This is a genomic window from Streptomyces sp. NPDC006551 (genome assembly GCF_040611675.1).
Classification (GTDB): domain Bacteria; phylum Actinomycetota; class Actinomycetes; order Streptomycetales; family Streptomycetaceae; genus Streptomyces.
The window spans coordinates 54846-73956 of sequence record NZ_JBEXOT010000012.1 but is presented as its reverse complement, the minus strand read 5'-3'; the positions used below and the strand labels follow the sequence as shown (position 1 = coordinate 73956).

Genomic DNA, 19111 nt, shown 5'->3' with positions numbered 1-19111 from the left:
CCGGCTGGACCATGGCCGTCTTCGGGCTGCTCGCGGCGGCCATGGGCGTGGTGGGGCTCGTCGCCCCGGCCATCATGCTCACGGCCATGGGCTTCGAACCCATACCCGACGCGAGCCGCGCGGAGGGGGACCACACCCTGGTCTTCCTGACGGCGTCCTCCATGGCCGCGCTCAATATGGGCGTCTACTACATCCTCGCCTCCCTCGCCGACTGGAAGCCCTTCTTCCGCTGGACGGTCCCCTTCCGCCTCCTCACCTGCACGGTCTTCACCCTCGCGGTCGTCACGGGCCGCGCCCCGGCCGGCTTCCTCGGCGTGGGCCTCTGGGAGGGCCTGGGCGCGCTGGCGACGGGCGCGGCCCTCCGGTACGAGACCCGGCCCGGGAAGGTCGCCGAGGCATGAGGCCCCGCCGTTCCCGCGCTGGGGAGTGTCCCTAGCCGACGCCGAGGAGTTGCTCGATCGGGTCGATCGCGAAGTACACCGCGAAGAGCGCGGCCGTGCCCCACAGCAGCCCGTGCACCTCGCGCGCCTTGCCGAGGACCGTCTTGATGACGACGTACGCGAGGAAACCGGCGCCGATGCCGTTGGTGATGGAGTACGTGAACGGCATCACGGCGATCGTGAGGAAGGCCGGGATGGCGATCTCGTAGCGCGTCCAGTCGATGTGCCGCACCTGGGACATCAGCAGGAAGCCGACCGCGACGAGCGCGGGCGCCGCCGCCTGGGCCGGGACGACGGTGGCCAGGGGGGTGAGGAAGAGGGCGAGGGCGAACAGGCCGCCGGTGACGACCGAGGCGAAGCCGGTGCGGGCGCCCTCGCCGACGCCGGCCGCGGACTCGATGTAGGAGGTGTTCGAGGAGGCGGAGGCCGCGCCGCCCGCGACGGCGGCGGCGCCGTCGATGAGGAGGACCCGGCCGAGGTGCGGGACCTTGCCCTCCTCGTCGAGGAGTCCGGCCTCGCTGGAGACGCCGACCACCGTGCCCATGGTGTCGAAGAAGTCGCTGAGCAGCAGGGTGAAGACGAGCAGGACGAGCGTGACGACACCGATCTGCTCGAACGCGCCGAAGAGGCTGAAGGAGCCGACGAGCCCGAAGTCCGGGGCGGCGACGATGTCCTCGGGGAGGGTCGGGACGGTCAGGCCCCAGGCGAGCGGCGGAATGTCGGCGAGCTCGTTGACGGCCACGGCGACGACGGTCATGACGACGATGGAGAGCAGGATCGCGCCCTTCACCTTGCGCGCCATGAGCGCGATGGTGAGCAGGACGCCCAGGCAGAAGACCAGAACCGGCCAGCCGGAGAGGTGTCCGGCCGCGCCGAGCTGAACGGGGACGGAGCCGGTCTCGCCGGGGATTCGGGTGACGAAGCCCGCGTCGACGAAGCCGATGAAGGCGATGAAGAGGCCGATGCCGACGGAGATGGCCTGTTTGAGGGATTGCGGGATGGCGTGCATGACCGCCTCGCGCAGCCCGGTGACCACCAGGACGCAGATCAGCAGCCCCTCGATCACGACGAGACCCATCGCGTCGGGCCAGCTCATGAGGGGTGCGAGCTGGAAGGCGACGACGGCGTTCAGGCCGAGCCCGGCGGCGATCGCCAGCGGAAGGTTGCCGCCGACGCCCATCACGAACGTCATCACGGCGGCCACCAGAGCGGTGACGGTGACCAGTTGGGCGCTGCTGAGCTGATCGCCGAACTTGTCCTCGGCGCTGCCCAGGATGATCGGGTTGAGGACGAGGATGTACGCCATGGTGAAGAACGTGGCGAAGCCGCCGCGTATCTCCCGGGCGTAGGTCGACCCTCGCTCGCTGATTCGGAAGAACCGGTCGATGCCGGTGGCTTGTGGCGTCTCTTGTGGCATGGCGGGATTGTGCCCAGCGGCGCGCTGTTTCAGGTGTCGCCGGTGTTACGTAGGTCAAGTGACCGATCTCCGCGAGCCGCCTTAGAGGCCACCCTGCGGTCATGAGGAGAACGGGTGCCCTGTATCTGACCGGTGTGCTGGTGTCGGGCTTCGGCTCCACCGCGATGTGGCTGGCGTCGGGGATCTGGGTCAAGTCCCTGACGGGTTCGGACAGTCTGGCGGCGCTGACCGTCTTCGCCCTGTGGGCGCCGGCGCTGCTCGGGCCGCTGCTCGGCACGGTCGCCGACCGGGTGCCCAGGCGGCCGCTGATGGTGTGGTCGAACACGGCGATGGCGGCGCTGCTGCCGATGCTGTTGTGGGTGGACTCCGCGGACCGGGTGTGGCTGCTGTTCGCGGTGCTCGTGGTGTACGGGACCCAGGGCGTCGTCCACGAGGCGGCGGAGGCGGGGCTCGCCGTGAGCGCGCTGGACAAGCGTTGGCTGGCGGACTTCAACGGGCTGCGGATGACGGCCGACGAGGGCATGAAGCTGGTCGCCCCGCTGGTGGCGGCCGGCCTGTTCGCCCGTTACGGCGGCGGTCCGGTGGCGCTGCTCGACGCGGCGACGTTCGCGGTCGCGGCGGGGGTGTTCGCCCTGATGCGGGTACGGGAGGAGAAGCCGGCCCGCCCGGCGCGGAAGCGCCGGGGACCGGGGCGATCGGCGCACTGGCTCCGCGACACGGCGGAGGGTCTGCGGATCGTCCGCGCCTCGCCGGTGCTGCGCCCGCTGGTCCTGGCGGGCGCGTTCACCATGCTCCTCGCCGGTCTCAACGGCGCGGCGGTCTACGCCGTGGTGGACCGGGGGCTGGGGCACGACCCGGCGTACGCGGGCGTGCTGTACGCGGTCCAGGGCGCCGGCTCGGTCGTCGCGGGCCTGGCGGCAGGGCCCCTGCTGCGCCGCGTCCCGGCGCGGCTGCTCTCGGCCGTCGGCCTGGCTCTGTTCGCGGTCGCGGCGGCGGCCAGGGCGCTTCCCCACGACGGGGTGGCGCTGGCGGCGAGCGCGGTGATCGGCCTGGGGCTGCCCTGGGTCCTGGTCGCGGCGATGACGGCCGTCCAGCGGGAGGCGCCGCCGGACGCCGTGGGACGTACGGCGGCGACGGCCCACACCCTGGTCTTCGTCCCGAACGCGGCCGCTCTGGCCGTGGGCGCGGGTCTGATCGCGGTCGTCGACATCCGGATCCTGCTGCCCGCGCTGGGGGTGCTGGGCCTGGCGGGCGCGGTGACGCTGGCGGCCAAGGGGACCACCGGAAGCGGGGCCCGGTCTCCCGCCCCGGCCGGCCCGGCGAGGGGCGACCGGCCGGCCCCCTGACGCCCCGGCGCCCCGTCTCAGCCCAGCGTCCGCAAGGCGCTCCGTTCCCGCCGTGGCGTCGCGCCGGCCCCCCTGACGGCGCGACTCCCCGTCTCAGCCCAGCGTCCGCAAGGCGTCCCGTACCGCCGTGAGGTCCGGGGTCGAGGCCAGGCCCGCGTGGTAGAGGCGGAGTTCGGTCGCCCCCGCGGCGGCCGCCCGTTTCGCGTCGTCGGCCAGGGTCCGCGGGGAGCCTCCCATGCCGGTGACCACCTGGAGGTTGGCCGCGATCACGGAGGCCGGGCCCGCGTGCGGCGCGAACGGGGCCACCGAGGCGGCCGGGGTGACGACGCCGTCCGCGAGGCCGAGGACATGGGCCGGGTCGGTGCCGACGTTCGCGCCGCAGCGGTGCGGGAGCGGGTCCGCGTGGAGCAGGACACGGAAGCCGGGCGGGGCGGCCGCCCGGACCGCGCCCACCGCGGCCTCCTGGAAGGCCCGGGCGGTCCGGGTGCGCCAGGACAGGACGGCGTCCGCCTCGACGGCGCCGAGCCCTCCCGCCGGTCCCCCCGCCCAGGCCGGTTCCAGGGCACCGCGCACGGCCGCGGCCAGCTCGTCGGGGTCCAGGCCCTCCTCCCCGTACCCCTGGCGGCAGGAGGGGCAGAAGCAGAGCGACATCAGGTACTGCTCCGCGTCGCCGAGCGGCACGCCCGCCGTCTTGTCGTGGGCGTGGAGGTGGGCGAGGCCGTACCAGCCGCAGGACTCCAGCTCGGTGCCGGCCGCCCCGGGCCGTACCGCCGCCTCTGCCGCCAGGTCGACCAGGAAGGCGCGGACGTCGGGCCGGGCGATGCACGGCGCCCAGGGGTAGCGGTCGCCGTACGCGTTGACGACCGAGGTCTCCGGGTGCTCGGCGCCCAGCCGGGAGTTGTGCGCGAGGACGACCCAGCTGAGCACCTCGAGGCCCGCGCCCGCGAGCGCCTCGGCGGCCTGCCCGTACGCGTCGCCCGGCGCCCACTCCCCCGCCGGATACGGCCGCAGGTCGCGCCCGGACCAGCGGGCCGGGTCCGGCGGGTAGAGCACGGCGGCGTGCTCGGCGGTGACGATCCGGTGCGCCGGGTGGCGTGGGGTGAGCGCCCGCGTGGAGTGGTAGGCGGAGGCGAGCGTGGCCTGGGCGACGCCCAGGTCCGCCAGCCTGCCCGGCGCCGCCGGGTCGCCGACGACGTCCCACGGGTAGACGAACGTGCCGGCCCTCATGCGTCGCCTCCGAGGAGGGCGCGCCCGCGCTCGATGATCCCGGCGAGTTCCTTCAGATGCTCCGGTGCGGGCTCGCTCAGCGGCGGCCGTACCTCTCCGACGTCCAGACCCCCCATCCGTACCGCCGCCTTGACGAGCGAGACGGCGTATCCGCGTCCCTTGGCGCGGAGTTCGACGAGGGGCCGGTAGAAGCCGTCGACGAGCCGGTTCACGGTCGCGTCGTCGCCGGACGCGAGGGCGCGGTGGAAGGCGAGGGCGATGTCGGGGGCGAAGCAGAAGACGGCGGAGGAGTAGAGCGTGACGCCGATGCCCCGGTAGGCGAGGCCGGTGAGTTCGGCGGTGGGCAGGCCGTTGAAGTAGAGCAGTTCGAGGCCCTCGGAGCGGACGGCGCTGACGATCCGCTGCATGAGGTCGAGGTCGCCGAGGCCGTCCTTGAGGCCGATGACGCCCTCGGCCCGGGCGAGGGCGACGGCGGTCTCCGGGGTGAGGACGGCGTTGTCGCGCTGGTAGACGATGACGTCGAGGGAGGTGGCGGCGGCGAGTTCGGTGTAGTGGCGCAGCAGCCCCGGCTGGTCGGCGACGACGAGGTACGGAGGCATGGCGAGGAGCCCGTCGGCACCCGCCTCCTCGGCGAGCCGTGCGTACTGGACGGCGAGCGCCGTGCCGTAGCCGGCGCCGGCGACCACGGGGACCCGGCCGGCGGTCTCCTCGACGGCGGCGGCGACGCAGGCGCGGAACTCCTGGGGCGTGAGGGCGTGGAACTCGCCGGTGCCGCAGCAGGCGAAGACGGCGCCGGCGCCCGCCTCGACGCCGGCGCGCACATGGGCGCGGAAGAGGTCGAGGTCGACGGTGCCGTCCGGGCCGAAGGCGGTGACGGGGAAGAACAGCAGGCCGTCGAGCCGGTCGGCGAGCGGGGCTGAGGTCACGGGCGCTCCCAGAGAAGTCCGTCGTGCACAATTCTGATTGCCGTCCATATTCATGAACAAGCTCACGCTAGAGCAGCGCCGGAGCGCAGGTCAAGGCGCAAACCCGCCCCCACGCCAGCTCTTGACGGCTCGTGAGCCACTCCCTAGCGTGTCCATGGTTGTGAATACGATCTATGGACGGAGACTCGCTCCATGCCCACACCCCGCACCGTCCTGCTCACCGGCGCCGCCGGCGGCGTCGGCACCTTGATGCGGGAGCTGCTGCCCGCCCACGGATACGAGCTCCGGCTGCTCGATCTGGCACCCGTCGACGGCGCACCCGACGCGATCGTCGCCGATCTCGCCGACCGGAAGGCGCTGCGGGAAGCCGTCCGGGGTGTCGACGCCATCGTCCATCTCGCGGGGATCTCGCTGGAGTCCACCTTCGAGAAGATCCTGGCCGCCAACATCACCGGACTGCACCATCTTTACGAGGCCGCCCGCGAGGAGGGGGTGCGCCGGATCGTCTTCGCCTCCAGCAACCACGCCGTCGGCTTCACCCCGCGCCCGCGCGACGGCGACCCGGTGATCCCGGTCGACACCCCGCACCGGCCCGACACGCTCTACGGCCTGTCCAAGTGCTTCGGCGAGGATCTGGCCCAGTTCTACTGGGACATGCACGGGATGGAGACCGTCTCGGTCCGGATCGGTTCCTGCTTCCCGGAGCCGACCTCGGTGCGGATGCTGTCGATGTGGCTGAGCCCGGCCGACTGCGCCCGGCTGCTGCACGCGGCGCTCACCGCCGAGAACGTGGGGCACACCGTGGTGTACGGCTCCTCGGCCAATACCCGCCTGTGGTGGGACCTTTCCACGGCCCGGGCGCTCGGCTACGAACCGCGGGACGACTCCGAACGGTTCGCGGAGCGGATCATCGCCGAGCAGGGCCTGCCGTCCGACGACGATCCGGCGAACGCGAACCTGGGCGGGCACTTCTGCACCGACCCGCCGCGCTGGCCCTACTGACGGACAGCCGGTACGGAGGATGTACACGGGCCCGGCCGGACTTAGCGGGGGAGCCGGCCGGGGCCCGGGTCACGGCATGCCCTGGCACACGCGACCTCCGCACCCTAGGCGCGCCGCGCGGCCCCCGCGATCCGCAAAGCGCGGCGACTGTCCGGGGAACGCGACGCGTCGTCCTCGACACGACCGGCGCGACCCACGCGACCGGCGCGGCGTGCCCGCCGGGGCCCTGTCCGGCCGGACGCCCCCTACCGCGCGGCCGCCCTCAGCGTCTGCGAGGGCGTCTCCCCGAAACGCTCCCGGTACCACCCCGCGAACCGCCCCTGATGCGTGAATCCCCAGCGCCAGGCCACCTCGCTCACCCCCAGCTCCCCGGGGTCCGCCGCGCGCAGTTCCTCGTGGACCCGGTCGAGCCGGACCTCCCGCACGTACGCCATCGGTGACATCCCGACGTACTCCCGGAAGGACTCCTGGAGCCGGCGCACGCTGACCTTGGCGAGACCGGCGAGTTCCGTGGTGGTGAAGGGGTGCTCGGGACGCGCCCGTACGGCGTCCATCGCGCGTTTGACGGGTGCGGGCCGCGGCGGGCCCCCGGGGCGGGCCAGCTCCTCGCGCCAGGGATGGTCGGCGGCCAGCAACAGTCCGTTGAGCAGCGCCTCCTGAAGGGGCCGGGCGACCAGCTCGTGCTGAACCAGGCTGTCCCCTGAGAGCGCCTCGCGTGCCACCTGCCGGGCGAACCGCACCCAGGCGAGACCCGGGCCGCGCGAGATGTCCAGGCGGGGCTCGAAAGCGAGCCGCCGGCCCCGGGGCGGGCGGCCGATCAGGCTCTCCAGACGGTCGTGCAGCGCGGGCGCGTCGATCTTGACCGAGAGGGCCCGGCAGTCCCCGCTCCAGCGGTCGAGGAACGTGTCGCCCGTCGGATCGAGCACCACCGCCTCGGCCGCCGTCGCGAGCACCGGACCGCCGCCGCCCTGACGCAGCTCCATCGATCCGCTCATCGGAGCGTTCACATGGAAGGCGCCGAGCTCGCCGAACCGCATCCGGACGTCGGCCCCGCAGGAGAGGTCCCCGATGACCAGCGGCCCCAGCCGGACCGTGTCGAAGCGGGCGGCGAAGGAACGTTCCCGCCGCTCGATGACGTCCATGAAGTTGGCGTAGTACCGCGCGTCGATCTCCCGCCGCGCCCGGTCCACGTCCCCCGTACGAAAAGAACTCCCACCCACGAGCCGCAAGAATATTCGCATGACGGACGTGCCCCTGACCGGCAGGATGCCCGCATGCCTCGACCTCATGGATTCAGCTACGAGCGGCGCGGGGACGGCACGGTCGTCCTCACCCATCACGGACGCGCCGCCGGAACGCTGCGCGGCGAGCGGGCGGAGAAGTTCCTGACCGAGGTGGAGTCGGGCGACGCCCAGCCGGTCATGGCCCGCTGGACCGGCGCGTACAAGTTCGGCAACGAACGCGCCGCCCGGAACCATCCCCGTAACCGAAGTGGCCGAAGGGAGCGAAGGTAAGGGAACGGCAAAGCGGTCTCGCTCGTTACCCCTGGCATGACCGCTATGACCCCCGGCTCGAACATCCCTCTCTCCGCCGCGCGCGTGGCGGTGGACGTCGCCGCCCCGGTGCGGCTCGACGTCTCGGGCCTGCTGCTCACCCCCGAGGGCAAGGTGCGCTCGGACGACGACTTCATCTTCTACAACCAGCCGGCCGGCCCCGGTGTGACGTATCGCTCCGGCGGCGGCACCGCGCCGGACGCGATCGTCGTGGACACCGGCGCGGTACCGGCCGGCATCGAGAAGATCGTCGTCACCGCCAGCCCCGACGCGGCGGGCCAGACCTTCCAGGGCATCGAGCCCACGGCGACCATCAGCAACGCCGACGACGGCAGCGTCCTCGCCACCTTCACCCCGCCCCGGCTCGGTACGGAGACGGCGCTGGTCGTCGTCGAGATCTACCTGCGCAACGGCGCGTGGAAGGCGCGAGCCGTCGGTCAGGGGTACGCCGACGGGCTCGCCGGCATCGCCACCGACTTCGGCGTCTCCGTCGACGAGGAGCCCGCGGCGGCGCCGGCCACGCCGGTCGCACCGCCCACTCCGGTGACGCCCCCGGCGGCCGCCCCCGTGGACCCGCGGGTCTCCGCCCCGGCGCCTCCCGCGCCCGCCGCGCCCCCCGCCGCCTCCACGGGCAAGATCAACCTGGACAAGGGCCGGGTCAGTCTGCAGAAGAACCAGACCGTGTCCCTCGTCAAGGGCGGCCGGCCGCTGCTCTCGCAGGTGAAGATGGGCCTCGGCTGGGAGCCGGCGTACCGCGGCAAGGACATCGACCTCGACGCCTCCGTGATCGCCTACGGCCCCCAGCGCAACCACCTGGACAGCTGCTACTTCGGCAAGCTGTCCATCCTGAACGGCTCGGTCAAGCACTCCGGGGACAATCTGACCGGCGAGGGCGCCGGCGACGACGAGGTCATCGTCGTCGACCTCGGCCGTCTCCCCGCCGACGCGACCGGGCTGGTCTTCACGGTCAACTCGTTCTCGGGGCAGAAGTTCACCGAGGTCGCCAAGGCGTACTGCCGGCTGATGGACGCGGCGACGGGCGAGGAGCTGGTCCGCTTCGACCTCACCACGGCCGAGCCGCAGACCGGTGTGATGATGGCCAAGCTCATCAAGCAGTTCTCCGGCGAGTGGGAGATGACGGCGATGGGCGAGTTCGTGAAGTCCCGGACCGTCCGGGGCATGGTGAAGCCGGCCGCCCAGGCGCTCTGACCCCGGCCGGCCGGCCGCGTGCCGGTGGGCCCGGTCAGAACAGCGCGCTGTACGCGTTGAGGGCGGGCTGGCCGCCGAGGTGGGCGTAGAGAACGGTCGAGTCCCGGCCGATCTCGCCCCGCGCCACCAGGTCGATCAGGCCCGCCATCGACTTCCCCTCGTAGACGGGGTCGGTGACCATGCCCTCCGTACGGGCGGCGAGTCGCATCGCGTCGAGGGTGGCCTCGTCCGGGATGCCGTACACCCCGGCGTGATAGCGGTCGTCCAGCTCGACGTCGGCGGCCGTGACGTCCCGCTCGACGCCGATCAGGGCGGCGGTGTTCCGCGCGATCCGGGTGATCTGCTCATGGGTCGGCACCGGCTCGGCGGAGGCGTCGATGCCGATGATCCGCCGGGCCGGGCCGCCCTCCTCGACGAGCGCGGCGAAGCCGGCGACCATGCCGGCCTGGGTGGAGCCGGTCACCGAGCAGACCACGACGGTGTCGAAGAAGACCCCGAGCTCCCGCTCCTGCTCGGCCACCTCGTAGGCCCAGTGGGCGAAGCCGAGACCGCCCAAGGGGTGGTCGGAGGCGCCGGCGGGGATGGCGTAGGGCTTGCCGCCGCTCTCCTCGACCTCCCGCAGGGCCAGTTCCCAGCTCTCCTTGAAGCCGATGCCGAACCCGGCTTTCACCAGGCGCACGTCGGCGCCCGCGAGCCGGCTGATGAGGATGTTTCCGACCTTGTCGTAGACCGAGTCCGGCCAGTCGACCCAGCTCTCCTGCACCAGCACGCACTTCAGCCCGGCGCGGGCGGCGACGGCGGCGACCTGGCGGGTGTGGTTGGACTGCACACCGCCGATGGAGACGAGCGTGTCGCAGCCCTGCGCGAGGGCGTCGGCGACCAGGTACTCCAGCTTCCGGGTCTTGTTCCCGCCGTAGCCCACACCGGAGTTGCAGTCCTCCCGCTTGGCCCAGAGCGCGGCGCCGCCGAGGTGGTCGCCGAGCCGTGCGAGGGGGTGGACCGGTGAGGGCCCGAAGAGCAGGGGGTAGCGGTCGAAGTCGGCGATCGGCATGGCGGCTCCCGGGTCGTGGCGTGACGGGGACAGGGGCCTCGCGCCCGGCCCGTGTCCCCCCGGGCCGCATGCTAGGTGTCGGCGACCGCCGGCGACCAGGGTCAGCGGCGGGGCTGGCGGCGCCACGGCCCGGTGATCGCGAGCAGGAGCCCGGGCTCCTGGATGCAGGCGTAGAGGGTGTCGCCGTCGGGCGAGAAGACGACGCCCGCGAACTCGCTGCCGTTCAGGTCGTTACGGGCGATGGGGTAGGTGCGGCCGCGGTCGGTGGCGCCGAAGAGGTGCTGGACGCCCTCGCCGTCCTCGGCGATGACCAGACCGCCGTAGGGCGAGACGGTGATGTTGTCGGGGCCGTCGTATCCGGACGCCACCCCGAGCAGCACCTTGAGGGTGAGGGTGCGGCGCTTGGGGTCGTAGAACCAGACCTGACCGTCGTGCGCGGCGCCGGGGCTCTCCTCACGGGCGTACGAGGAGACGATGTAGGCGCCCGAGTCGGCCCACCACATGCCCTCCAGCTTGCGGGCGCGGGTGACCTCGTGGTCGCCGAACTGCCGGCGGACCTCGACCGTGCGGCCGTCGCGGTCGGGGACGTCGACCCAGTCCACGCCGTAGACCGTGCCGATCCGCGTGGCGCGGGAGAGGTCGTCGACGAACCGGCCGGCTGAGTCGATGCAGCGGGGCGCCTGGAGGACACCGGCGTCGTCGGCGAGGGTGCGGAGCCGGCCGCGGCCGTGCTCGAAGCCCTGCGGAGGAACCCAGCGGAAGAAGAGGCCGTTGGGCTCGTCGGCGTCCTCGGTGAGGTAGGCGTGGCCGCGCTTGGGGTCGATGACGACGGCCTCGTGGTCGTAGCGGCCGAAGGCCTTGATGGGCTTCGGGTCGCGGTTGGCGCGGCGGTCGTGCGGGTCGACCTCGAAGACGTAGCCGTGGTCCTCGGTCATGCCGTTCTCGCCGGCGCGGTCGGAGTTCTCCTCGCAGGTGAGCCAGGTGCCCCAGGGGGTACGGCCGCCGGCGCAGTTGGTGGAGGTGCCGGCGATGCCGACCCACTCGGCGACGGAGCCGTCGCGGTGCACCTCGACGACGGTGCAGCCGCCGGAGGCGGCGGGGTCGTAGACGAGGCCCTCGGCGAGCGGGACCGGGTGCTTCCACTTGGACCGGGGGCCCTTGAGCTCATGGTTGTTGACCAGGAGGGTGACGCCTCGGCGGCCCTCGAAGGTGGCCGTGCCGTCGTGCTTCTCGGGCGTGAACTCGCCGGACTCCAGCGTGGTGACGCCGCTGTGGGTGACGATGCGGTACGAGAAGCCGGCGGGGAGGGCGAGGACGCCCCGGGGGTCGTCGACGAGGGGCCCGTAGCCGAGCGGCAGGCCGTTGCCGTACGTCTCCCGCTCCTCGGCGGCGAGCGCCTCGGGCGCGGTGGCGAGCGCGCCGACGGTGCCGGTGAGCGCCAGACCGGCACCCGTGGCGGCGGACTGCTTGGCGAACTCTCTACGGTTGAGGGGCATGGCGATACGTCTCCCTGAGGTCACCCGATGTCGGGCACACGGTCCCGCGCACGCACGAACGACAGTTGAACGGAAAGGCCACCTTCCATGAACCTGCCCGCCTCCGGCCGGCGTGTCCTCGTCAGCGGTGCGTCACGGGGCCTCGGCCGCGCCGTTGCACGGGCGTTCGCGTCCCACGGCGACCGGGTCGCCGTCCACTACGGCTCGCGCGCCGACGAGGCCCGCGAGACCCTCGACTCGCTCGACGGCACGGGCCACGCGCTGGTCGGCGGCGACCTCGCGGATCCGGCGGGGGCCGCGGCGGTCGCGGAGGCGGCGGCCGAGGCGCTGGGCGGGATCGACGTGCTGGTGAACAACGCGGCCGTGAACATCCGTCATCCGCTGCCGGACACCCCGTACGAGGAGTGGGTGGCGCTCTGGCAGCGGCATGTGTCCGTGAACCTGCTCGGTACGGCGAACCTGAGCCATCTGGCGGCGCGGCGGATGATCGACCAGGGCGGTGGCGGCCGCATCGTCAACATCGGCTCGCGTGGCGCCTTCCGGGGCGAGCCGGACCACCCGGCCTACGGCGCGACGAAGGCGGCCGTCCACGCGCTGGGCCAGTCGCTCGCCGTCTCGCTGGCCCCGTACGGCATCGGGGTCGCGTCGGTGGCGCCGGGGTTCTTCGCCACCGAACGCGTGGCCCCGCGGCTCACGGGCCCCGAGGGCCCGGCCATCCTCGCCCAGAGCCCCTTCCACCGCGTCGCCACGGCCGAGGAGATCGCCGCGGCCGTCCTCTGGCTCGCCTCCCCGGAGGCCGAATGGTCCTCCGGCACGATCCTCGACCTCAACGGCGCGTCGCACCTGCGCACGTGAGGGGGCGGAGGGCGTCACGCACACGTACGGAAGGGGGCGGGGGGAGTCACGCCCCCACGCGGGGAGGCGGTCACCCCACCCGTACGAAGGGCGTCACCCCCGCCCGTACGGAGGGCGTCACCCCCGCCCGTACGGGAAGGCACCACGCACCCGTACGGGAAGGCACCACGCACCCGTACGAACCGCGTCACGCCCCCGGGCGGGACCGGGCCTTGAACGCCGCCTTGCGGGCCTCCTTCGCCGCGGTCCTGTCGCGGTGCAGGCGGCCCATCGCCTCCAGGACGTCCGCCGTCGCCGGGTGTTCGACCCGCCACGCCGCGTCGAAGAAGCCGCTGTGCCGACCCGTCAGGCCCTCCACCAGGTCCTGGAGTTCCTCCAAGTCACCGTCCGACTCCAGCTGCGCCGCGATCGTGTCGATCGCCAGCCAGAAGATCATCGACTCCGGCGGCGCCGGAATGTCCGCCGCCCCCCGCTCCGCGAGCCAGACCCTCGCCAGGCCGCCCAGCTCCGCGTCGTCCAGGACCTCGCGGACCGCCGGCTCCGCCTCCGCGCCGACCAGCGACAGCGCCTGCTGGCAGTGCAGCCGCCGCAGCGGCGACCCCGCGTCCGTGCCCCGCGCCGCGCCGAGCAGTTCCCGCGCCGCGCTCACCGCCTCCCGGCCGGCCAGCCAGCCCACCGTCTCGGCGCGCGCCGCCGTCACCGGGTAGTGCGCGAGCCCGTCGAGCAGCGCGTCGGCGCCCTTGTCGGCCAGGTCGCCGACGGCCGGCGCGTCCACGCCCGCTTCCAGCATCCGGGCCCGGACTCCGTACAGTCCGAGCGGCGTCAGCCGCACCATGCCGTACCGCGTGACGTCCTCTTCGTCGACCGGCGAGGCGGGCTCCTCGCCCTCCTCCACCATCAGCGCCTCGTCGACGGGCTGGTACGCGACGAGTCCGATCGGTTCGAGCAGCCGGAACTGGTCGTCGAGGCGCATCATCGCCTCGGACACCTGCTCCAGCACGTCGTCCGTCGGTTCACCCATGTCGTCCGGCACGATCATCGAGGCCGCGAGCGCCGGCAGCGGCACCGGGCCCTCGCCCGCGCCGCCCTCGCCGACCGTGAGCAGATACAGGTTCCCGAGCACGCCCTCCAGGAACTCCGCCTCTTCCTCGGGGTTCCAGTCGAGCCGCTCGAAGTCGATCTCGCCGCCCTCGCCGATGAGTTCCGCGAGGTCGTCGAGCACGGGCGCGGTGGCGTCGGCGAACACGACGTCCAGTGCGTCCAGCCAGATGCCGAGGACGTCGAGCGGTGCACCGCCGCCGGTGAGGAGCGCGAGGTTCTCCCCCGCCGTGACCGTCCCGACCACCTCGCCCGAGCCGTCGTCGGAGGCATCGGCGGAACCGTCTCCGGCGTCCTCCTCCTCGACCTCCACGAGCCCGGTGTCGACCGCGATCCGCCACGCCTCGCTCGCGTACGCCATGCCGTCCTCGTCCGCCGCCAGGCCCAACGCCTCGGCGGCGGAGGGAAGTTGCTCGTCGACGAGCTCACCGCCCGCGCCGACCCCGGTCTCGGGCCCCGCCCAGCGGGCGAGCCGCACGGCGCGGGCGAGCAGGGGGGTGGCCAGGGCGTCCCGCGCCAGCTCCGCGTCCGAGTGCAGCTGAACGGGGGGCAGGGTGGGGCGGTCCGATGCCATGAAGGGTCTTCTCCTCGAAACGTGCGCGGGGGTGACGGGCCCGGTCGGTCAGGGACGGCCCTCAGCGTAGACGCAATTCCACCGAGGGCCGCAGGTTCACGGATCCGTCAGCCTTCGTACACCCGTCGACCCTTGACAAGGAGGCCGCTCTGCCAAGAGATTGACGCGCGTAGATCCATCGACCGATCCTCCAAGCACATCCGGAGCCCTTTGATGCCTTCCTCCATACCGAGATCCGCGGCCGTCGCCGCCGTCGTGTCCGCCGCGCTCGCCGCCGGGCTCCTCGCGGGCTCCTCCGCCTCGGCGGAGACCGCCGCGGGTGTCCGCATCCACGACATCCAGGGCACCACTCGCACGTCGCCGCTCGTCGGCAAGCAGGTCACCGGTGTGACGGGCATCGTCACCGGCGTGCGCACCTACGGCTCGCGCGGATTCTGGATCCAGGACCCGCAGGCCGACGACGACGCGGCCACCAGCGAGGGCCTGTTCGTCTTCACCAGCTCCGTCCCGACCGTCGCCGTCGGCGACGCGGTCAGCGTGAACGGCACGGTCGGCGAGTACGTCCCCGGCGGCCTGAACTCCGGCAACCAGTCGCTCACCCAGCTCTCCCGGCCGACGGTCACCGTGCTCTCCTCCGGCAACCCGGTTCCGGCCCCGGTGACGATCTCCGGCTTCTCCGTCCCGGACGCCTACGCCCCCGAGGGCGACCCGGCCGCCGGCGGCTCGATCAACGGCCTCGCGCTGGAGCCCGACACGTACGCCCTGGACTACTACGAGTCCCTGGAGGGCACGAACGTCCGCATCGGCTCCTCGCGCGTCGTGGGCGCCTCCACCGAGCACGCCGAGCTGTGGGTGACGGTGAAGCCGTGGGAGAACCCCAGCCCCCGCGGCGGCGCGGTCTACGGCTCGTACACCGCCCAGAACACCGGCCGTCTCAAGGTCCAGTCGCTGACCCCGCTCGCCCAGCAGCCCTTCCCGACCGCGAACGTCGGGGACTGGCTGGCCGGTCCGAGCGAGGGCCCGCTGGACTTCGACCAGTTCGGCGGTTACAAGGTGACCGCGCGCACCCTCGGCACGGTCGTCGACCGCGGCCTGGAGCGCGAGTCCACGGAGAAGCAGCACAAGAACGAGCTGGCCGTGGCGACGTACAACGTCGAGAACCTCGACCCGTCCGACCCGCAGGAGAAGTTCGACGCGCTGGCCGCGGCCGTGGTGGACAACCTGGCCTCGCCCGACATCCTGGCCCTGGAGGAGATCCAGGACGACAACGGCGCCAAGAACGACGGCACGGTCGCCGCCGGCCGGACGCTGAAGAAGTTCACGGACGCGATCGTGGCCGCCGGCGGCCCGGCGTACGAGTGGCGGTCCGTCGACCCGGTGAACAACAAGGACGGCGGCGAGCCCGGCGGCAACATCCGCCAGGTCTTCCTCTTCAACCCGGAGCGGGTCTCCTTCGCCGACCGGGGGGCCGGCGACGCGACGACCGCGACCGGTGTGGTCCGCGGTGAGCGGGGCGGTGCGGCGCTGACGCTCTCCCCCGGCCGGATCGACCCCGGTAACACCGCCTGGGAGAACAGCCGCAAGCCGCTGGCGGGCGAGTTCACCTTCCGCGGCCGTACGGTCTTCGTGATCGCCAACCACTTCGGCTCCAAGGGCGGCGACGAGAGCCTGGCCTCGCACCACCAGCCGCCGGTCCGCTCGTCGGAGGCCAAGCGCCTCCTCCAGGCGCAGGCCGTCAACACGTTCGTCAAGGACATCCTCGCCGTCGAGAAGCAGGCCGATGTCCTCGTCCTCGGCGACATCAACGACTTCGAGTTCTCCGAGACCACGAAGGCGCTGACGGAGGGCGGGGCGCTCTACCCGGCGGTGAAGTCGCTGCCGCGCGGCGAGCGTTACTCGTACGTGTTCCAGGGCAACAGCCAGGTCCTCGACCAGATCCTGACCAGCCCGGGCGTCCACCACTTCGAGTACGACAGCGTCCACATCAACGCGGAGTTCGCCGAGCAGAACAGCGACCACGACCCGCAGGTGCTGCGCTTCCGCCCGTAGGTGTCCGGACGGCGGTCACACGCCCGCGCGCAGGCTCAGCGCGGGCGTGTACCGCCGCACCCGGCTGCCGCTCAGGCCCGGGAAGTGGTGCACCGCCGCCCAGGCATCGGTGAGCGGGGCGTACTCCGCCTGCCACTCCACATGGGCCTGCTCGCTCTCCCACTCGGCGTGGTTCAGGACGCGGGAGCCGTCGGTGGAGAGGTGGAAGTGCGCCGCGATCCCGCCGCGCGCGGGGCGCGTGCCGACGTCGTCGGCCATGGCCGTGAACACGGCGTCCACCCAGGCCCGCTGCCGGGCGGTGTCCGGCCCGTCGAACTCGACCTCGACGGTCACGACGCTGCCGGGCACGGCCGCGGCGCTCTCCTCGCTCAGTACGGCGGAGCGGTACGGCGGCGCGTAGCGGTGGAGCGCGACCCGCTGGATGCCGGGCACGGCCGCGTCGATCTCGGCGTTCCGCTCGTCTCGGAAGGTGCGGAAGAACTCCTGGTAGGCCTCCTCGCTCGTCCACTGCGAGTGGTGGAGCAGGGTGTCGCCGTCGGTGCCGGTGCACACGGAGTACGACAGGAGTCCGGCGTGCGGCCACTCCCGGCTCCGCCAGGCCCGGGCGATCGCGTCGACGGTCGCACGCTGCCGCTCGGGCGTGCCGACGCGCCAGGTGCTGACGGCGACGAGACCGACGCCGGCTCGGTGGTGATCGGGGCGGGCGTGGGGCTGGAGTACGGCGTCCATCAGGGGCCTCCTGGTCGCGCGGGTGTTCTCGAGGTGTCGTCGAGACCTCCACCCTCATCCCTCAACCATGCTTGAGGTCAAGCGCCCTGGTCCGGGGCTCCACGCGCCTGCCCATGGGCGGCCCGTGGCAGACTCCGGCCATGATCCTGCGTCCCGCCACCCGCGCCGAACTCCCCGCCGTCCTCGCCCTGCTCGCCGACGAGGAGAAGGTCGTCGACCCCGCTTCGGTCACCGTCACGGAGGCGTACGAGCGGGCGTTCGCGGACATCGAGCGCGACGCGCGCAACGAGGTCCTGGTGCTCGCGGAGGAGGACGGGACGGTCGTCGGCTGCCTGCAGGCCACCTACATCCCCGGCCTGGGCAAGGGCGGCGCCGAGCGGGCGCTGATCGAGGCGGTCCGGATCAGGGCGGACCGGCGCGGCGACGGGCTCGGTCGGGAGCTGATGAACCGGGCAGTGGAACGCGCACGCGAACGCGGCTGCGGGCTCGTCCAGTTGACCAGCGACAAGCGGCGGGCGGACGCCCACCGCTTCTACGCCTCCCTGGGCTTCGCGCGCAGCCACGACGGCTTCAAGATGACTCTGCCGCGCTAGGTCGTGTCCGCAAAGTCTCGCCTGACCCTGGCATGCCGCAGAAGGGCCAGTCGCCAAAATCCCGTCCACCCAGGGGCAGACGGGATTTCGACGACACGGCCCAGCGGTTGCATACGGCTCCGAGTCTCAGACGTCCGATCGCTTGTTTCCAAGCGGCTCCGTCGCCCGAGTCACCGCATACCCCCGCTGGGACGAAACGCGCCTTACAGGAGGTTGCCCTCGTCCGAGCCGCCATCAACGCCGTTCACGGCGAAGACGGGACCGTTGGCGCAGATCTGCTGGTTCGTGTCCGTGGACCCCGTGCCGCCGCCGATGAGGAGTCCCAGCCCCAGATCGGCGATGTTGACGAGGCCGTTCTGCACCGTCCCCTGGTGGCTCACCTGGTGGCACAGCACCGGGTCGGTGCCGTTTCCGCTCCCGTAGGTAGCCTCGTCGTCGGCGGAGGCCACACCCGCCCCGAACATGCTGACACTCCCGACAAGGGCAGCCACGACAACGGCCTTGCGAAGGTTGCGCACTACGTCTCCACTTTCGTCAGACTCAACATGAGTCGCGATTGAGTGATACTGCCGGGCCCGAAACTATGGGATGGATTGCCCGTTTCGACAGACGACGCGCCGATATCGCCTCCTTCGCCTCGGCTCGGAGGCGAGCATGACCCGGATGGACGGACGCGTCCCGCCGTGTGCCACGGTGACGCCGGATCGCTCCCGTCCCAGGGGTCATCCGAGCAGGTGCCCGCCGCCGTCCACGAGCAGCACCTCTCCCGTGATGTACGAGGCGTGGGCCAGGTCGTGGACCGCCTGCGCGATGTCCTCGGGGCGGCCGACCCGGCGCAGCGGAACGGCCCCCGCCACATGCGCCTTGGCGTCGTCGGCGCCCTCGACGCCGTCGAACCAGGGGGTGTCGATGAGGCCCGGAGCGACGGCGTTGACCCGCACCTCCGGGCCGAGTGTCTTGGCCAGCAGCTTGGTCATGTGGTTGACGGCCGCCTTGGAGACGGCGTACGGGATGGAGCTGCCGCCCGGCCGGACGCCGGCCTGCGAGGAGATGTTCACGACGCAGCCGGCGCCGCTCGCGCGCAGATGCGGGACGGCGGCGGTGATGGTCTGCCATACGCCGATGACATTGACGTCGTAGAGGTGCCGCCAGACGTCGGGCGAGGCCGCGTCGAGGTCGTCATGCGGGATGAACCGTGTGGTCCCCGCGCTGTTGACGAGGATGTCGAGACGGCCGCAGATCTCGACGGTCCGCTCGACGAGTCCGCGGGCCTGCGCCTCGTCTGAGACGTCCGCCTGGAGGTAGACGGCGCCCGGCAGTTCGGCGGCGAGCGCCGTGCCGGCCTCGACGGACCGCGCGGAGTTGACGACGACCCGGATGCCGGCTTCCGCCAGCCGTCGGGCGACGGCGGCCCCGATGCCCGAGGACGAGCCGGTGACGAGGGCGACGCGCTGTTCGCTCATGGTGTGTTCTCCCTTGGTCCCCCTGTCGCGCCCGGCCGATCATGCCAGACGACCACTCTTCACCGACGCTTACCTCTCCACCG

Annotated in this window: 18 protein-coding genes; 8 read left to right on the top strand and 10 right to left on the bottom strand. The window is 72.6% G+C overall.

The window, feature by feature from the left end:
• Positions 1-11 precede the first annotated feature (11 nt).
• The gene (locus ABZY12_RS14745) at positions 12-401 is read left to right on the top strand and encodes a hypothetical protein (protein WP_356890215.1); all 390 of its coding nucleotides are present in this window, start codon (positions 12-14) and stop codon (positions 399-401) included.
• 31 nt (positions 402-432) lie between these two features.
• On the opposite strand, the gene ABZY12_RS14740 is transcribed toward ABZY12_RS14745, so the two are convergent.
• Positions 433-1857, bottom strand: coding sequence for an NCS2 family permease (locus ABZY12_RS14740; RefSeq protein WP_356890064.1), 1425 nt, complete (start codon positions 1855-1857; stop codon positions 433-435).
• A gap of 101 nt (positions 1858-1958) precedes the next feature.
• Here ABZY12_RS14740 and ABZY12_RS14735 point away from each other — a divergent pair, with 101 nt between their 5' ends.
• On the top strand, positions 1959-3203 hold the full coding sequence (locus ABZY12_RS14735; RefSeq protein ID WP_356890062.1) for an MFS transporter: 1245 nt from the start codon (positions 1959-1961) through the stop codon (positions 3201-3203).
• Positions 3204-3296: 93 nt separating this feature from the next.
• Here ABZY12_RS14735 and ABZY12_RS14730 read toward each other — a convergent pair whose 3' ends face one another.
• Positions 3297-4430, bottom strand: coding sequence for a hypothetical protein (locus tag ABZY12_RS14730; RefSeq protein WP_356890060.1), 1134 nt, complete (start codon positions 4428-4430; stop codon positions 3297-3299).
• Entirely contained in the window at positions 4427-5356 is a 930-nt protein-coding gene (locus tag ABZY12_RS14725; RefSeq protein ID WP_356890058.1) for a 5-dehydro-4-deoxyglucarate dehydratase, read from the bottom strand. Before ABZY12_RS14725 ends, ABZY12_RS14730 begins: the two co-directional genes overlap by 4 nt.
• A gap of 192 nt (positions 5357-5548) precedes the next feature.
• On the opposite strand from ABZY12_RS14725, the gene ABZY12_RS14720 reads away from it, so the two are divergent.
• A complete protein-coding gene (locus ABZY12_RS14720) occupies positions 5549-6358 on the top strand; it encodes an NAD(P)-dependent oxidoreductase (RefSeq protein ID WP_356890056.1) in 810 nt (269 codons plus the stop codon).
• A 245-nt stretch (positions 6359-6603) separates the two neighbouring features.
• On the opposite strand, the gene ABZY12_RS14715 is transcribed toward ABZY12_RS14720, so the two are convergent.
• The gene (locus ABZY12_RS14715; protein WP_356890054.1) at positions 6604-7599 is read right to left on the bottom strand and encodes an AraC family transcriptional regulator; all 996 of its coding nucleotides are present in this window, start codon (positions 7597-7599) and stop codon (positions 6604-6606) included.
• A gap of 33 nt (positions 7600-7632) precedes the next feature.
• On the opposite strand from ABZY12_RS14715, the gene ABZY12_RS14710 reads away from it, so the two are divergent.
• Both ABZY12_RS14710 and ABZY12_RS14705 read left to right on the top strand, forming a co-directional pair.
• Positions 7633-7872, top strand: coding sequence for a hypothetical protein (locus ABZY12_RS14710; protein WP_356890052.1), 240 nt, complete (start codon positions 7633-7635; stop codon positions 7870-7872).
• 36 nt (positions 7873-7908) lie between these two features.
• Positions 7909-9120: a TerD family protein gene (locus tag ABZY12_RS14705; protein WP_356890050.1), complete on the top strand. Its 1212-nt coding sequence runs from the start codon at positions 7909-7911 to the stop codon at positions 9118-9120.
• 34 nt (positions 9121-9154) lie between these two features.
• Here ABZY12_RS14705 and ABZY12_RS14700 read toward each other — a convergent pair whose 3' ends face one another.
• Both ABZY12_RS14700 and ABZY12_RS14695 read right to left on the bottom strand, forming a co-directional pair.
• Positions 9155-10171 (bottom strand): 1-aminocyclopropane-1-carboxylate deaminase, encoded by a 1017-nt coding sequence (locus ABZY12_RS14700; protein WP_356890048.1) that lies wholly within the window; start codon positions 10169-10171, stop codon positions 9155-9157.
• Between the two features lie 101 nt (positions 10172-10272).
• Positions 10273-11667 carry an alkaline phosphatase PhoX gene (locus ABZY12_RS14695; RefSeq protein WP_356890046.1) on the bottom strand — a complete coding sequence of 465 codons (1395 nt, stop codon included), beginning with the start codon at positions 11665-11667 and terminating at the stop codon, positions 10273-10275.
• A gap of 87 nt (positions 11668-11754) precedes the next feature.
• On the opposite strand from ABZY12_RS14695, the gene ABZY12_RS14690 reads away from it, so the two are divergent.
• The gene (locus ABZY12_RS14690) at positions 11755-12522 is read left to right on the top strand and encodes an SDR family oxidoreductase (RefSeq protein WP_356890044.1); all 768 of its coding nucleotides are present in this window, start codon (positions 11755-11757) and stop codon (positions 12520-12522) included.
• Between the two features lie 187 nt (positions 12523-12709).
• Here ABZY12_RS14690 and ABZY12_RS14685 read toward each other — a convergent pair whose 3' ends face one another.
• Positions 12710-14194 (bottom strand): hypothetical protein, encoded by a 1485-nt coding sequence (locus ABZY12_RS14685; protein ID WP_356890042.1) that lies wholly within the window; start codon positions 14192-14194, stop codon positions 12710-12712.
• 213 nt (positions 14195-14407) lie between these two features.
• Between ABZY12_RS14685 and ABZY12_RS14680 the strand changes: the two genes are divergently transcribed.
• Positions 14408-16243: an endonuclease/exonuclease/phosphatase family protein gene (locus ABZY12_RS14680; protein WP_356890040.1), complete on the top strand. Its 1836-nt coding sequence runs from the start codon at positions 14408-14410 to the stop codon at positions 16241-16243.
• A gap of 15 nt (positions 16244-16258) precedes the next feature.
• Here the strand turns inward: ABZY12_RS14680 and ABZY12_RS14675 are convergent, their stop codons facing one another.
• Entirely contained in the window at positions 16259-16972 is a 714-nt protein-coding gene (locus tag ABZY12_RS14675; protein WP_356890038.1) for an antibiotic biosynthesis monooxygenase, read from the bottom strand.
• Positions 16973-17112: 140 nt separating this feature from the next.
• Between ABZY12_RS14675 and ABZY12_RS14670 the strand changes: the two genes are divergently transcribed.
• Positions 17113-17565 (top strand): GNAT family N-acetyltransferase, encoded by a 453-nt coding sequence (locus ABZY12_RS14670; RefSeq protein WP_356890036.1) that lies wholly within the window; start codon positions 17113-17115, stop codon positions 17563-17565.
• 203 nt (positions 17566-17768) lie between these two features.
• Here the strand turns inward: ABZY12_RS14670 and ABZY12_RS14665 are convergent, their stop codons facing one another.
• Positions 17769-18029 carry a hypothetical protein gene (locus tag ABZY12_RS14665; RefSeq protein ID WP_356890034.1) on the bottom strand — a complete coding sequence of 87 codons (261 nt, stop codon included), beginning with the start codon at positions 18027-18029 and terminating at the stop codon, positions 17769-17771.
• 258 nt (positions 18030-18287) lie between these two features.
• Positions 18288-19028, bottom strand: a complete 741-nt coding sequence (locus tag ABZY12_RS14660) for an SDR family oxidoreductase (protein ID WP_356890032.1) — start codon at positions 19026-19028, stop codon at positions 18288-18290.
• Positions 19029-19111: the final 83 nt, after the last annotated feature.